The 14,300-nt window shown below is 41.6% G+C and carries 12 protein-coding genes; 7 read left to right on the top strand and 5 right to left on the bottom strand.

Annotation, left to right across the window (positions count from 1 at the left end):
- Positions 1–16 precede the first annotated feature (16 nt).
- On the top strand, positions 17–1,666 hold the full coding sequence (locus DFR58_RS03690) for a peptidoglycan D,D-transpeptidase FtsI family protein (RefSeq protein WP_114296458.1): 1,650 nt from the start codon (positions 17–19) through the stop codon (positions 1,664–1,666).
- A gap of 5 nt (positions 1,667–1,671) precedes the next feature.
- Here the strand turns inward: DFR58_RS03690 and DFR58_RS03695 are convergent, their stop codons facing one another.
- Both DFR58_RS03695 and DFR58_RS03700 read right to left on the bottom strand, forming a co-directional pair.
- On the bottom strand, positions 1,672–2,310 hold the full coding sequence (locus tag DFR58_RS03695) for a nitroreductase family protein (protein ID WP_114296459.1): 639 nt from the start codon (positions 2,308–2,310) through the stop codon (positions 1,672–1,674).
- A gap of 318 nt (positions 2,311–2,628) precedes the next feature.
- The gene (locus DFR58_RS03700; protein WP_114296460.1) at positions 2,629–2,829 is read right to left on the bottom strand and encodes a hypothetical protein; all 201 of its coding nucleotides are present in this window, start codon (positions 2,827–2,829) and stop codon (positions 2,629–2,631) included.
- A 242-nt stretch (positions 2,830–3,071) separates the two neighbouring features.
- On the opposite strand from DFR58_RS03700, the gene DFR58_RS03705 reads away from it, so the two are divergent.
- From DFR58_RS03705 to DFR58_RS03730, 6 genes are all read left to right on the top strand, one after another.
- A complete protein-coding gene (locus tag DFR58_RS03705) occupies positions 3,072–4,868 on the top strand; it encodes a sensor histidine kinase (RefSeq protein ID WP_114296461.1) in 1,797 nt (598 codons plus the stop codon).
- The gene (locus DFR58_RS03710) at positions 4,861–5,619 is read left to right on the top strand and encodes a response regulator transcription factor (RefSeq protein ID WP_114296462.1); all 759 of its coding nucleotides are present in this window, start codon (positions 4,861–4,863) and stop codon (positions 5,617–5,619) included. Before DFR58_RS03705 ends, DFR58_RS03710 begins: the two co-directional genes overlap by 8 nt.
- A 123-nt stretch (positions 5,620–5,742) precedes the next feature.
- On the top strand, positions 5,743–6,702 hold the full coding sequence (locus DFR58_RS03715; RefSeq protein WP_242987379.1) for an ABC transporter permease: 960 nt from the start codon (positions 5,743–5,745) through the stop codon (positions 6,700–6,702).
- 21 nt (positions 6,703–6,723) lie between these two features.
- Positions 6,724–7,626: a carbohydrate ABC transporter permease gene (locus tag DFR58_RS03720; RefSeq protein WP_114296463.1), complete on the top strand. Its 903-nt coding sequence runs from the start codon at positions 6,724–6,726 to the stop codon at positions 7,624–7,626.
- Positions 7,627–7,686: 60 nt separating this feature from the next.
- On the top strand, positions 7,687–9,396 hold the full coding sequence (locus tag DFR58_RS03725; protein WP_114296464.1) for an ABC transporter substrate-binding protein: 1,710 nt from the start codon (positions 7,687–7,689) through the stop codon (positions 9,394–9,396).
- A 348-nt stretch (positions 9,397–9,744) separates the two neighbouring features.
- Complete coding sequence (locus tag DFR58_RS03730) at positions 9,745–11,037, top strand: homoserine dehydrogenase (protein WP_114296465.1); 1,293 nt, start codon at positions 9,745–9,747, stop codon at positions 11,035–11,037.
- Positions 11,038–11,072: 35 nt separating this feature from the next.
- Here the strand turns inward: DFR58_RS03730 and DFR58_RS03735 are convergent, their stop codons facing one another.
- Genes DFR58_RS03735 through DFR58_RS03745 form a run of 3 tightly spaced genes read right to left on the bottom strand, consistent with a single transcriptional unit; the run spans position 11,073 to position 13,898 of the window.
- The gene (locus tag DFR58_RS03735) at positions 11,073–12,575 is read right to left on the bottom strand and encodes an ABC transporter ATP-binding protein (RefSeq protein ID WP_114296466.1); all 1,503 of its coding nucleotides are present in this window, start codon (positions 12,573–12,575) and stop codon (positions 11,073–11,075) included.
- A 16-nt stretch (positions 12,576–12,591) separates the two neighbouring features.
- Positions 12,592–13,320: an energy-coupling factor transporter transmembrane component T gene (locus tag DFR58_RS03740; RefSeq protein WP_242987380.1), complete on the bottom strand. Its 729-nt coding sequence runs from the start codon at positions 13,318–13,320 to the stop codon at positions 12,592–12,594.
- The gene (locus tag DFR58_RS03745) at positions 13,317–13,898 is read right to left on the bottom strand and encodes an MptD family putative ECF transporter S component (RefSeq protein ID WP_114296467.1); all 582 of its coding nucleotides are present in this window, start codon (positions 13,896–13,898) and stop codon (positions 13,317–13,319) included. Before DFR58_RS03745 ends, DFR58_RS03740 begins: the two co-directional genes overlap by 4 nt.
- Between the last annotated feature and the right edge of the window lie 402 nt (positions 13,899–14,300).

Here is a 14,300-nt window from a genome sequence, read left to right on the forward strand (position 1 = left end):
GAAAGGGGCTGTTTTTATGTATAAAAATAGAAGTAAATTGATTTTTATAGTCGTATGTGTATTGATGCTTTCTCTGGCTGTACGCATTTTTTATCTTCAGACATACGCGGCAGACAAGCTTTCTAACGCCGCATCATCACAGAGAATATCCAGCTCCGTAATACAGAAGCCCAGAGGTAATATATTGGACAGGAACGGAATAGCCTTTACGGGAAGAAATAAAAGGGCAATGATTGTGCTGAAGCCTCTTTATTTAAGAGGCAGGGAGGACGACATAAGAAAAGCTGCAAGTATTCTTGGAGTTAACTTTAACACTATAAGAAGAGAAATAGACGTAAGACAGCAGCCTATTATATTTGAAGCGGATCAATATATAAAAGACAGAATTTTAAGAGAAAACATACAGGGCATATCGGTAATTAACTACATGGACAGGTACGGCCCGGATAGTCTGGCAAGACATGTGGTGGGATACTTAAACAGTGTTGATAAGACGGGAGAGGCAGGTATTGAAAAAAGCTATGATGAGCTGCTTAAGTATGCTCAGAAAAACTTTGTGGGCATTATCACAGACGCAAAGAATAATGCGCTCCAGGGCATGGGCTACAGGCTGGTGGCTGAGGATACCGCTAAAAAGGTAAATGTTAGGCTGACTCTGAACTATCATATTCAGAAGATAGTAGAAGAGGTTATGGACAGCAACTCCATAAAAGGGGCTGTTGTTGTGGAGGCTGTTGACAGCGGGGACATAGTTGCCATTTCAAGCAAGCCGGATTTTGATCCTGATAATGTCCAGGCATTTCTTAACAGCTCTGAAAAGGAGCTGTTTAATAAGGCGGTCGCATCATACAATATGGGTTCCATATTTAAAATTATTGATGCAGCGGAGGCTCTGGAGGGGAATGTAGGATATATGGAGGAGTATTTCTGTGGAGGCTCCGTAAAGCTGGGGAACAGGGTGTTTGGCTGCCACAAGGAGGAGGGGCACGGCTGGGTTGACTTAAAAAAGGCATTTGCAATGTCCTGTAACTCATATTTCATTGAGATGGGAATAAAATTAGGGCATGGCAACATAATTGACATGGCAAAGAGGTTTGGGCTTGGAAGCACTACGGGAATAAAAGCTCAGGGAATAAGTGAATCTGCCGGGCGGCTGCCTTCAAAAACAGAAAACCATACAAAAGGAGACACTGCAAACATGTCCATAGGTCAGGGGGAGGTTATGGTCACTCCCGTGCAGGTTGCGGATATAGTTGCAACTGTTGCAAACGGGGGAGTTAAGAACAAAATCAACATAGTGGATTCAATAGTGGATGATGAGGGGAACATATTAAAAAAAGTACGCGTGACCGAAAGCAGAAGAATAATACGAAGGGACACCGCTGAGATTATTAAAGAGCTTATGGAGGAAGTAATAACAAACGGTACGGGAACAAAAGCCAATCTTGATGAATTCGGAGGGGCAGGGGGTAAGACAGGGAGCGCCGAAACAGGGCAGCTTATTGACGGGCAAAGCGTCGTGCAGGCATGGTTTGCGGGATATTTCCCTGCCAAACAGCCTAAATATGCTGTGGCTGTGTTTGTGGAAAACGGTAAAATGGGTAATGAGGCAGCCGCACCTGTATTTAGGCAAATAGCAGAGGAGATTATGAAAAAGGGATATTGAAAATGCTATTTTATTGAAAGCACCTCGGACAGCTCCTTCATTTTTTTATCTCTGGGAGAATAAGCAGGAAAGCCTATGGGTATGAGGCTTATGAATCTATTCTCGGCAGGCTCTCCAAGAATTTTATTGATTTCTTCTCCCGCAATGGCAGGATCATTCATCCAGCATGCCCCATAGCCCTTTTCATGCACAGCCAGAAGCATATTCTGCACTGCGGCGCCTATGGACAGCAGATCATAATTTCCATACATCCTCATAATGGCATCATCTTCATAGCCGCAATCCTTAAAGGCTGATATAAGAGTGGGATCGACATACTTTACCGCCGTCATAAATACCGCTATATTAACGGGAGCCTTTACAAAAAAAGTTGACATCTTCCTTCTGGAGGACAAATACTCATTTGACAGCTCTCCGCTCTTAACCGCCAATATGCTCTCTGTCTTTCTAACGACGGCTTCCTCTATCTTATGTATTATCTCCCTGTCTCTTATTGCTACAAATCTCCAGCACTGGCTGTTGCAGCCACTGGGCGCGCTTATGGCGGCACTGATAAAGTATTCTATGTCCTCTTGGGGTATATCTCTATCTTCAAATTTTCTGATACTTCTTCTTTTAGATGCAAATTCTAAAAAATTACTCATTGCATAGCCTCCTTAAACTGTAAATGTTTGTTAATGTAATTATAGCATATTGTTATTTATAAAGCCATGAAGCACTCAGACAAGGGTGCATAAATTATATCTGACACAGTTATTCCGGAAATCGCCATAGGGATTACAATTGAAGCACCTTTTTCACATAACAGCATAATTATCCAAAAAATGGTTAAAAAGAGCCAATATATTATGGCGTTTTATTCCAAATCCAGATTTTTAATAAGCTCCCTATCTATCTTCCGCTCACTTCGAGGGGAAGGAAAAGAAGGTCCATGTAGGTTTTGCTGGTCTTCTAAGCAGCAATTATGTCTTCAACATTTCTCCATAAAGCACTTTCAATTCCTTACGTTCGTCCTGTTTATGAATACTTCCATCCACTTCTACTGCTGTTTTCGCTTTACATGCGCCTGCGTTGTTCTTCTCATTTTCTTCTCCAGTGCCCTTCTTTTTCTTCCCCTCAATGTGAGGGGAAGATAGAAGGGGAGTTAAAATTTGCATTTTCATTCATATTACCACAAAATATATTCGTTGGTAACATTTTCGTCACTTAAATTAAATACACCCCCCAGCCAAAGCAGGGCAGAATTTGTTTTAGCCTTTGTTAGAGTATTGAATTAAATACATTAATATGATAAATTAAATCTAAATATAGAAATATCAGAGAATTAAGTTAGCTGATGCTGTGTTTGGAATGATATTGCAGTTAAGCTGTTTTTAAATTTAAATTTTTCAAGCGGGTGAAAAGTATGCTTTTATCAGCTCTTATACAGCGGCTTAATGATATAAAAATAAGGAATAAGCTGATGCTTGCTTTTGTGCTGGTTGTGTTTGTTCCTCTTGTTTTTGCGGGAGCGGTGCTTACCGCCAGATTCAGGCAGGCAGCGCTTGAGGATGCCGTAAAGGATATGGATAATGCTATTTTGCGTATAAAAAAATCCACCGAGGATATTTTAAAGGTGCCGATAAATGCTTCGGTAGAATTAATGTTTGATTCAAGGCTTAAAAAATTGGTAAACACAAGACATGATTCCGTACTCGATGTGGTTATGGCATACATCGAATATGACGATATAAACGAAAAGCTGAGGAACCACAGCCGGGAAATATCGAGCATAAGGCTCTATATTGACAATCCCACGCTGATAAATAACTGGTGCTACATGCAGCCTGAGAAGGAGATCGCAAATTCTTTATGGTATTTAGAAGCGGTAAAATCCAAGGGGCTTATAGGATGGCACTATATACCCGACGAAACCAAAGCAAACGAAAAAAGCTTCTCTCTGGTGCGCAAAATAAACTTTTCAGGCTACGGCAGCTATGGAATTCTTGTTATCAGCATAAAAAAGGCCTGTCTGAACTCGGCATTGAACCAGGAGTCGTTTGAAACCGTCATCGCCGATTCAAACGACTATATTGTGGCGGCGAATAATGATGAATATATAGGCAAAACTCTGAGTGAGATTGGGATTTTTACCGGCAATTCGCCCAAAAACGGAATGTTTGATCACGTCATTAAAGGAGAGCCGTCAAGAATAATTGTCAAGGAACTGAAAACTTATGCCAGCATCAATGGGCTGAAGATAGTATCTGTTGTTTCTTCCGGGAGTATTTTAAAAAAAAGCAACCAAATCCTTATGCAGGGCTTTCTTATTGTTTCGGCAAGCTGTATTGCGGCAATTCTTCTTGTTTTTATTGTTTCATGGCTTTTGTCCAAAAGAATTACCAGGCTCAGCATGACAATGAAGCAGGCAGCGGACGGCAACTTGGATGTCTGCCCCGGCATCGGGGGGGATGACGAAATAGGACAGCTTTCCAGACAGTTCAATAACATGCTGCTCAGCATTAAAAATTTGATATTTGAAGTGAATGAATCCAACATGCAAAAAAATCAGCTCCAGCAAAAGCAGAACGAACTGATGCTTAAGATGCTGGCAAGCCAGATGAATCCGCACTTTTTATTTAATGCTCTCGAATCAATACGAATAAACTCACTCATTAAAGGACAGACGGAAACAGCCCATATTGTAAAAACTCTGGGCAAGCTTATCAGAAAAAAGCTGGAGGTCAGTACGCAGGACATTCCTCTTAAGCATGAAATAGATATGATACGCTGCTATCTGGAAATTGAAAAATTCCGTTATAAGGATAAGCTAAGCTATAAGCTTGAAGTGAGTACATGTGCCGAGGGCATATACATACCTCCTTTAACAATTCAGCCTATTGTAGAAAATGCCCTGCGCTATGGAGCTTCGAGTATAGACGGCAGATGCAGTGTGTGTGTTGAGGCCTGTGTAATAAACAATGATCTCAGCGTATGTGTGACAGACCAAGGAGACGGAATAGACGCGGATAAAATGGACAAAATTTATAAGCTGCTTAAATGCCGGGATGGCGCGGAGGAGGGGCATATAGGCTTGAAAAATGTAAATATTAGGCTTAAGCTGGCCTATGGTGAAAGATATGGAGTTGCTATTGAAAGCAAGCTTGGCCGGGGTACCCGGGTTGTCATTCTATTTCCTGTAAGGGGGGATTATAATGTTTAATGTTATGGTTGTAGATGACGATGCCAATGTCCGCGAGGGACTAAAGCTGGTGGTGCCATGGGAGGAATATGGGTTTATTATTGCGGAAGCGGCGTGTGACGGAGAGGAGGCTTTGCAAAAATACAAAAGGCAGTCGTTTGATTTAATTGTTGTGGATATGCGCCTTCCTAAGGCAAATGGCCTTGAGCTTATATCTTCCATACGTAAAATGGATTCGCGTGTACATTTCCTCGTATTAAGCGGGTATGCCGATTTTGAATATGCAAAAAGGTCTATTGACTGCAGGGTTGACGGGTATATACTTAAGCCTGTTGATGAAGAGGAGCTGATAGAGTATTTAATAAGAATCGGAGAGGCACTGAAAAAAGAGAGGCAAAGGGAGTGGCTTGACGGAGAGAACAGCGCTGCTGTGATTTTGGAGGACGGGAGCAATGAAATTCTTATAAAAAATATGCTCGACTTTATAGAAGAGAACTACAGTGACAAGCTTACGCTTGAAATGTGTGCGGGCAGGTTTAACTATGGGAGCGGGTATCTGGGAAGGCTGTTTAAGAAGCACATAGGGGAGAGCTTTAACACTTATCTTGACAGAGTTAGAATACAAAAGGCAAAGGCGCTTCTTTTAAGGGGGATGAAGGTATATCAGGTGGCAGAGCTAACAGGCTATTCAAATGTCGATTACTTTAACCTTAAGTTCAGGAAATACTTAGGTATTTCGCCCTCGCAATTCCGTAAAAGAAAGGATTTATAAGCGGCATTTACAATTTTTATAGGATTTTTATTCAAATTTAATTGGTATTACTTAATATATTTTTAATATATAATACAGTTATGGTAAATAAAATCCTTCAATTAATAAAGGAGAGGGTCAAATTTGAAGCCGCTTGTAACCGCAAACACTCCTCCAAACAGAAGGCCGGAAGGAAACAGTTTCTGGAGCATTGCTTGGAAGCAGCGTTATCTGTATCTTATGTCTTTGCCCTTTGTAGTATGGTTGATTGTATTTTGTTATGTCCCTATATGGGGATGGATCATGGCTTTTCAAAATTATAAGCCGGGCAGGCCCTTATTCGAGCAAAAGTGGGTGGGTCTTGCAAATTTTCTAAAGCTCTTTACAGACGAAAGATTCTATCTCGCAATGAGGAATACGCTGGCTATGAGCATTATGGGCCTTATTGCAGGCTTTGTATTCCCTATTGTGTTTGCAATACTTTTAAATGAAATAAGAAGTCAGTTTTTCAAAAGGACAGTTCAGACAATATCGTATCTTCCCCATTTTGTTTCATGGGTAGTTGCCGCAGGGTTAATTACCCAAATTCTTTCTATTGACGGGGGAATAGTAAATGAATTATTAGTGAGGCTTCATATCATTGACGAGCCTATTCAGTTTTTCACAAAGGGAGGACTGTTCTGGATTATTGTAACCCTTGCGGATTTGTGGAAGGAGACAGGCTGGAATGCAATAATATATCTTGCCGCAATAATGGGAATAGATCAGGAGTTGTATCAGGCGGCTTATGTAGACGGAGCGGGGCGCATGAAGCGCATATGGCATATTACACTTCCCGGCATACGTCCTACGGTAGTTATTGTATTCATACTGTCAATAGGCAATTTAATAAGAATAGGATTTGAAAAACAGTTTTTGCTTGGAAATGCTTTGGTTATGGATTACTCGGAGGTTCTTGAGCTATATGTCCTGAATTATGGAATTAAGCTGTCCAGATATTCCTACGGGACTGCGATAGGTGTATTCAGCTCAGTGGTAAGTGTCATTCTGTTGTTTACAGCCAACAAAATATTTAAAAAGCTCACTAATGAAAGCGTTTATTGACAGAGGGGAGTGTTTTTCATTATGCAATCCGGGGCTTTATCCACAAGAGGCAGCATTTACGATAAAATATTTGATATATTACTAATGGTCGTCATGGTGTTTGTTCTCATTATTACCATATACCCTTTCTTGAATGTTCTGGCCATTTCATTCAATGATTCTTCAGACACGGTAAGAGGGGGAATATACATATGGCCCAGAGCGTTCACGCTTGAAAATTACCGGACCATATTTAATTTTAGCACACTTATGACAGGCTTTGTAAACTCTACGCTTCGTACGGTAATAGGTACCCTTGCAGGCGTTGCAAGCGGAGCTATGGTGGCATATGTATTAAGCTGCAGGGAATTTCAGGCTCGAAGGCTATTTTCGCTGATGTTCGTTATAACCATGTACATTTCAGGAGGGATTATTCCCACCTATATGCTCATGAGGGATATCGGTATGTTTAACAACTTCTGGGTATATATAATTCCCGGAATAGTTAATGTGTTCAATATATTTATAGTGCGCTCCTATATAGACGGGCTTCCTTACGCTCTTCAGGAGTCGGCAAAGATTGAGGGTGCAAATGATCTTGTAATATTCCTGCACATAATAGTTCCTCTGTGCAAGCCGGTATTGGCGACTATTGCCCTTTTTGTGGCAGTGGGGCACTGGAATTCATGGTTTGACACATATCTGTACAACGGCTCTAAAAAAAGCCTTACCACTTTGCAGTATGAGCTTATGAAGATCATACAGTCAACTCAGAGCGGAAACAATGTCCGCAACTCCAATGCTGAGGAAATAATGTCCAGAGTTTCTCCAGACTCGGTAAAGATGGCTATAACAATAGTTGCTACTGTGCCTATTTTAGTTGTTTATCCTTTTCTGCAAAAATATTTTGTCAAGGGGGTGACTCTTGGCGCTGTTAAAAGCTAGCGCTTTTAACGCAATAAACATCTTTACTATAAATTATAATCTTAAGGAGGAATAAGCATTATGAAAAGGAAGCTGGCTGCTTTAATCAGCTTTATTCTGGCTTGTGTCATGGTATTGTCCATGGCAGGCTGCGGAGGCTCTGCCGAGAAAACGGGAGCAGATGCTCAGAATCCGGGCTCTCAAGCTTCAGGGGATGAGAAGGAAGAATCTCTTGAGCCTATAACATTTACCATGTACTGCGGAGATCCAAATGCCAAATGGAATGAAATGAAGGACGATGTTGGAAAGCTTATAACGGAAAAGACAGGAGTTACGCTTGAAGTGGAATTTGCTGTGGGCGACCCTCAGCAGAAGGAGGCTTTGCTTGCTTCCAGCGGAGAATACCCCGACTTTATGCAGGCCAAGTATCCCAATCTTCTGGTAGACGCGGGTGCGTTTGTGGATTTGACTGATCTTATTGAGTCTCATGCCCCAAACATAAAAAAGGTATATGGTGATTATCTTGTGCGCCAGCGGTGGAGCCTTGAGGATCCTTCTATCTACATAATTGCCAGCATTGAGAACGTTGATCAGCAGTACTTTGATGCTACAGGAGGCTTTGAGCTGCAGCTGGCAGTGCTTAAGGATCAGAACTATCCCAGAATACGTACTGTAAAGGATTTTGAAAATGCTATAAAGGCATATAAGGATAAGTATCCTAAAATTGACGGTAAAGACACTATAGGGCTGTCTCTTATTGCCGAGGACTGGAGATCAATGATTACGGTAAGAAACCCCGCGTTTTATGCAACGGGAGCGCCGGATGACGGAGAGTGGTACATCGATCCTAAGACCTATGAAGCGAAGCAGCATTACTTAAGGCCTGAGGAAAGGGAATACTTCCGCTGGCTTAACCATATGAATTCGATAGGCCTTCTTGACAAGGAGACCTTTACACAGAAGTATGATCAGTATAAGGCAAAAATTGCAACAGGGACTGTTTTAGGGCTTATAGATCAGGAATGGCAGTATAGTGAGGGTGAGGATGCTCTTAAAAAGGAGGGCAAGGATGAGCGCTGCTATGGGCATTTTCCTGTAACCTTAAGTGAGGACATAAAGGATCATTCCTTCCAGAGCACCGGCTTCTCAGGGGGGCTTGGAACAAGTATTACCAAAAAGTGCAAGGACCCCGAAAGAGCAATAAAATTCCTTGATTTTATTGCGTCTGACGAAGGTCAGATATTAAACAGCTGGGGTGTTAAAGACAAACATTACACCGTTGATGAAAAGGGAATACGCCATGTTATACCTGAGGTACAGGACAGGAAGACAAATGACAACATGAACTTTACAAGAGAAAGCGGCATAAGCCTGTATAGGATGAGCGTAAGATACGGAGACGGAGTTAAGGACCCGACAGGGAATTACTATACTACAAACTTCCCTGAGCAGGTGATAAAGGATTATACCGATGCGGAGAGAGAGGCTTTAAGCAAATACAATGCCAATACATGGCTGGATTTGTTCCCCAAGGCGTCTGAGTTCCCGGTAAAGGAATGGGGAGCGGCATGGCAGATTCAAATTCCGGTGGACTCCGATTTGCACGAGCTGAACCAGAGGTTTGATGATATTGTCAAGAAACGCATACCCGGTGCTATTCTATGTGAGCCTGCAAAATTTGATCAGGTATATGACAGCTTTTTAGATGAACTGAAAAGGGCAGGGGCTGACAAGGCAGGTGTAGAATATTCCAAGCTGATAAAGGACAGAATTAAGCTATGGACTGAATAGACACCCAAGAATATTGCGTATTAACACTGCGAAAGGCTGCCGGCATATCAGGAATGATATTGCCGGCGGCTTCTCTTTTTTCTATTTCTATATAGGATGCAATAAAGATTTTACAAACATAGAGGATATAATTGCTTACATCAAATCATATCCTCCATGTAAAAATCTTTATTGCTAAATATATAATAAAAATCAGTCTATACAAGTTACCGAATACTCCTTGATTTTATAAAATACAATCTGTATAATAAACTAACTTAATTATTTACTGTTGTTGTATATACTGGAGAGTGTCGAAGGGTATTGCGGGATATTATTAAATATGAAAGAGAGAGGAGAGGACTTTAAATGGCAGAGGAGATTAAAATAGGGCTTTTGGGACTTGGAAACGTGGGCACGGGAGTATATAAAATATTGCTGGAAAACGGCAGGGAAATTTTCCACAGGGAAGGGCTTGAATTAAAGGTTGAAAAAATCCTTGTAAAGAATGTTGGCAGGAAAAGAGCTGTGAATATAGAGCAAGGAATACTTACCGACTCTATAGACGATATAACCGATAATCCCGAGATTTCCATAGTTGCTGAATTTATGGGAGGAGTTGACCCGGCCAGAGAGTATATACTCAAGGCATTAAAAAATAAAAAGACGGTGGTTACGGCAAATAAAGAGGTTATGGCAAAGCACTGGCATGAGCTGGAGAGGGTTGCCGGGGAAAATGGTGTGGGACTTTATTATGAGGCAAGTGTTGCGGGAGGCATCCCTGTAATAAACTGTGTAAGAGAATCTCTTCAGGCTAATAAGATAGATAAGATTATGGGCATTATTAACGGTACCACTAATTATATACTTACTAAGATGTCGGATGACGGAAGGGCATTTAACGATGTGCTTGCCGATGCACAGAGACTGGGGTATGCCGAGCCTGACCCGACAGCGGACATTGAGGCCTATGACGCGATGTACAAGCTGTCTATCCTGTCCTCGATAGCCTTTCATACAAGGGTTCATATAGACAATGTGTACAGGGAGGGAATTACAGGCATAACGGTAGATGACATAAACTATGGAAAAGAGCTTGGGTATGCCATACGCCTTCTTGCCATAGCAAAAAAGAGGGGAAAGGCTATTGAAACGCGTGTACACCCTACATTTATTCCTTTAAACCATCCTCTTGCGGCGGTTAAGGACTCCTTCAATGCGGTATTTATAAACGGTGATGCCGTGGGAGATCTGATGCTTTACGGAAGGGGAGCGGGAGATATGCCTACGGGAAGTGCCATTGTTTCCGATATTATAGCCGCCTGCCGTAACAGAGGCAGGCACAGGTACAGCACCTTTTACAATGAGTCTGTGGCTTCGGAGGATATTGTTTTCGACAACAACTGGGAGACTGAATTCTTTGTGCGTCTCACCGTAGAGGACAGGCCGGGAGTGCTTGCAAGAATTGCAGGGATATTCGGGAAATATGGGGTAAGCATTGCCTCTGTTATTCAAAAGGGACATAATATGAAAGAGGTTCCTCTCATATTTGTCACACATAAGGCCAAGGAGCTTTCTTTAAAGAATGCCGTGGCCGATATAGCTCTTGGAGCGGATGTTGTGAGAGTAGAAAATGTTATTCGTGTGGAGTCAGGGACATAAACAAGGCAATAGCGGAAAGCAAATAGGGAGGCATTTTAAACACAAAGACAATCAGGGGTGCCTCCCCGCTCTTCAGAGGCCTTTACAAAAAATGATACCACCTTTTTTTCTCCCGAGTCATCAATGGGATAATTATCTATGACGCGGCCCTTCTCAAAATGAAGCACATGCGTACAGCTTCTGAGTATCAGCTCAAGGTCATGAGAGATAATAAACAAGGTTTTTCCCATCTGATTAAGCTGCTTCAAATTATCGGATACCTGCTGCATATGCTTAAAATCCAGACCGCTTGTAGGCTCATCGAACAAAATAAATTCTTTTTGGGAGGCTACCGCACTTGCTATTGCCACTCTCTGCTTCTGTCCTCCCGACAATGACATTGGATGCATATCCTTAAAGGATAAAAGATCAAGACTGTTAAGAATATCTTCCGCCCTTTGAGAATCCTCCTTGTCCATGCTTAAAAGAATCTCATCAAGCACGCTTTCTGTAAAAAGCTGGTGATTTACGTCCTGCATTACCATATAGAAGTGCTTCAGCCGATTTCTTCCGTTAAAGCTCTTACCACCGACCGACATAACACCCTTGCAGCTTTTTTCCAACCCGCAAAGGCACCGTGCAAAGGTGGACTTTCCTGCTCCATTGTGGCCTATGACGGCAATAATACCTCCCTCGGGAATTGACAGGTTGTGTATCTCAATGGCGGGGTGTTGGTTTTTATATGAGAATACAAAGCCCGAAAGTGATACATAGCCCTGCTTTTGAGACAAACCGCTTTTGCATTTTGACAGGCTATATAAAAAAAGGCTTCTAAGCCCCATGCCTGAAAGCCTTGACAGGCTCATTGCCTTCATTTCTCTGGAAGTAAACTCCTCCTTTATTCTGCCCTCCTTCATGTATAGAATACGGTCGGCAAGCTCACGGAGAAAATATAAGCGGTGCTCTGCTATAATAATTGTTTTACCCTTGCTTTTCCACATGACTATAAGCTCCCGCAGGTCTTCGATTGAAGAAGTGTCAAGGTTTGAGGAGGGCTCGTCAAGCACAAAGATATCAGGATGACAGGTTGAGACAGAGGCGCAGGCAATCTTCTGCTTTTCTCCCCCTGAAAGCTTAAAAATGCTTCTGCCCATCAGAGTCTCAATTTTAAAATCACAAACCGTTTCATCTATTCTCCTCTGTATTTCCTCTATGGGCAGGCCCATATTCTCACACCCGAAGGCGAGCTCACTTGTGGTATCAACATTAAAAAATTGTGAACGGGGATTCTGAAAGACTGATCCAACCATTTTTGCCGTCTCATAGAGAGGGAGATTATTAACCGCACGGCCGTTAAGCATTACCTCTCCCGTAAGAGAGCCTTCATAATAGTTGGGTATCAGCCCGTTTATCAGCCTTGTCAGAGTGGTTTTTCCGCAGCCTGATTCTCCGCATAACAAAACCACCTCTCCGTCCCGTATGGTCAGATTAATATTATGCAGCCCGTTTTCCTTGCAGCCTTGTATGTATGAAAAGCAAACATTCTTTAATTCAATCATTTTTTGCCACGCCCTTTTAATTTATAGTAAACGCTATAAAAATTAATATTCCGATTATTAATATTGCAATATCCTGCACGCCAAAGCCGATTTCACATACATTTGTTCTTTTGACAGGGCCTCCAAGGCCTCTGGTTAATGATGCCGCCGACAGCTCATCTCCTATTTTGACGGTGGACATAAGGAGTGGAACCATTCTGTATTCAAGCATTGCCATAGGTTTTTTAAACAGCCTGCCTGACCCCAGACCGATTCCACGCATCCTCATGGCATCACCTATGGCACGGGCTTCCTCTCCTATGGTGGGGAAAAAACGGAACATTACGGACATGGGAATAATTATTTTCTGCGATAAGTGCATACGCTCCATGGATGCAACAAATTCACTGACAGTTGTTGTTGTAACCAGATAATACCCCATTATCAGTCCCGGCATCATTCTATAAAGCGTAGTCGCCACCATTGCGATAAAAAGGTTAGGTATTCCATGAGTGGCAGGCATCACAAGCTCATTTAACAACACTGCAATTATATATGCAAGAGTGCAGTATACACCTGACTTTATTTTATTACTGGCAAACAAAAGGGATAAGGGTATGGCAGCTAAAGCCACCATTAAATACCATACATTTCCGCTGAAGGCAGCAGTATTGGTAATTAATGCAATAAAAAGCTTTGTTCTAGGGTCAAGCCTAAGGTGCTTGTGGGAAGCACCTGTGCTTTGTAGAAGTTCGGTCTGCATCATGCAATACCTGCTCTCTGAAAGTGCTTTTTAAGAACTGCTTTACCTAAGAAGGCTCCTGCAATGCCTGAGGCAAATGCTGTAAAAAATATGGCAACTGCGGCCCAGTCAGGCGTTATGGAAATAACTGCATTTGTGTATTCATCCCCCATACTGTTTGAGATATACTGTAAATAGCTGTCACGCATAATCCACAATGGAAGCATGGCTCCCATTGACCACATGCTGAAAATTCCGTAGCCTAATACAGAGTGCTTGAAGCTTTGGTATTTACCGGTCTTGAAAACCAAATCAGCCAGCAAGCCGAATATTAACGCTGTTGCGATAGGCACCCATGTATGACCCGTTGCAAACATAATAATACCAAGGAGTATAGCCATAATACTCACCATACCGAATTTTTTGACCTTTGTCAGGAAAAGCATAAAGGGTATTCCCGTTATCATAGGCATGTAAGCGGGAAGAAGGATAAATAGAATGGGTATATAGCCCAACATGCCGCACGCAAAGAAAATAACAAAATAAATTGCAGTAAATATTCCGACGCTTATTAAGTCTTTTGTCTGTAGTTTGTTGTTCATAGAATAGCCCCCCATTTAATATATCATTTAAGTAGTTAGAAATGACTAACTTTTGCATTTAACAAAACAGAATTATAGCAAAAGGGCAGGGGATTATCTGCTCCATTCAGACAAAAAAGCATCCATTCGGACATTTTTTCTACATTTGAGTTAAGAAAAATCCAAAGAAAAATTAACCAAAAATGTAATCGAATACTTGACAACCTTGTAATGTGTAATTATAATTATTATTGATAATGATATTCATTCGCAATAATAATTCTGAGACGCGTCTAACTTATGCTGGAGTTATTGCTGCAATAATGCATTATATATTAAGCAGGCTGCTTATATTTTATTTAGGAAGAAAGGATTAATACACACTTAATTTTTGCTAGGTATATGTTATGTGTAGAATAAGGG

The sequence above is a fragment of the Anaerobacterium chartisolvens genome, from assembly GCF_003337415.1.
Classification (GTDB): domain Bacteria; phylum Bacillota; class Clostridia; order Acetivibrionales; family DSM-27016; genus Anaerobacterium; species Anaerobacterium chartisolvens.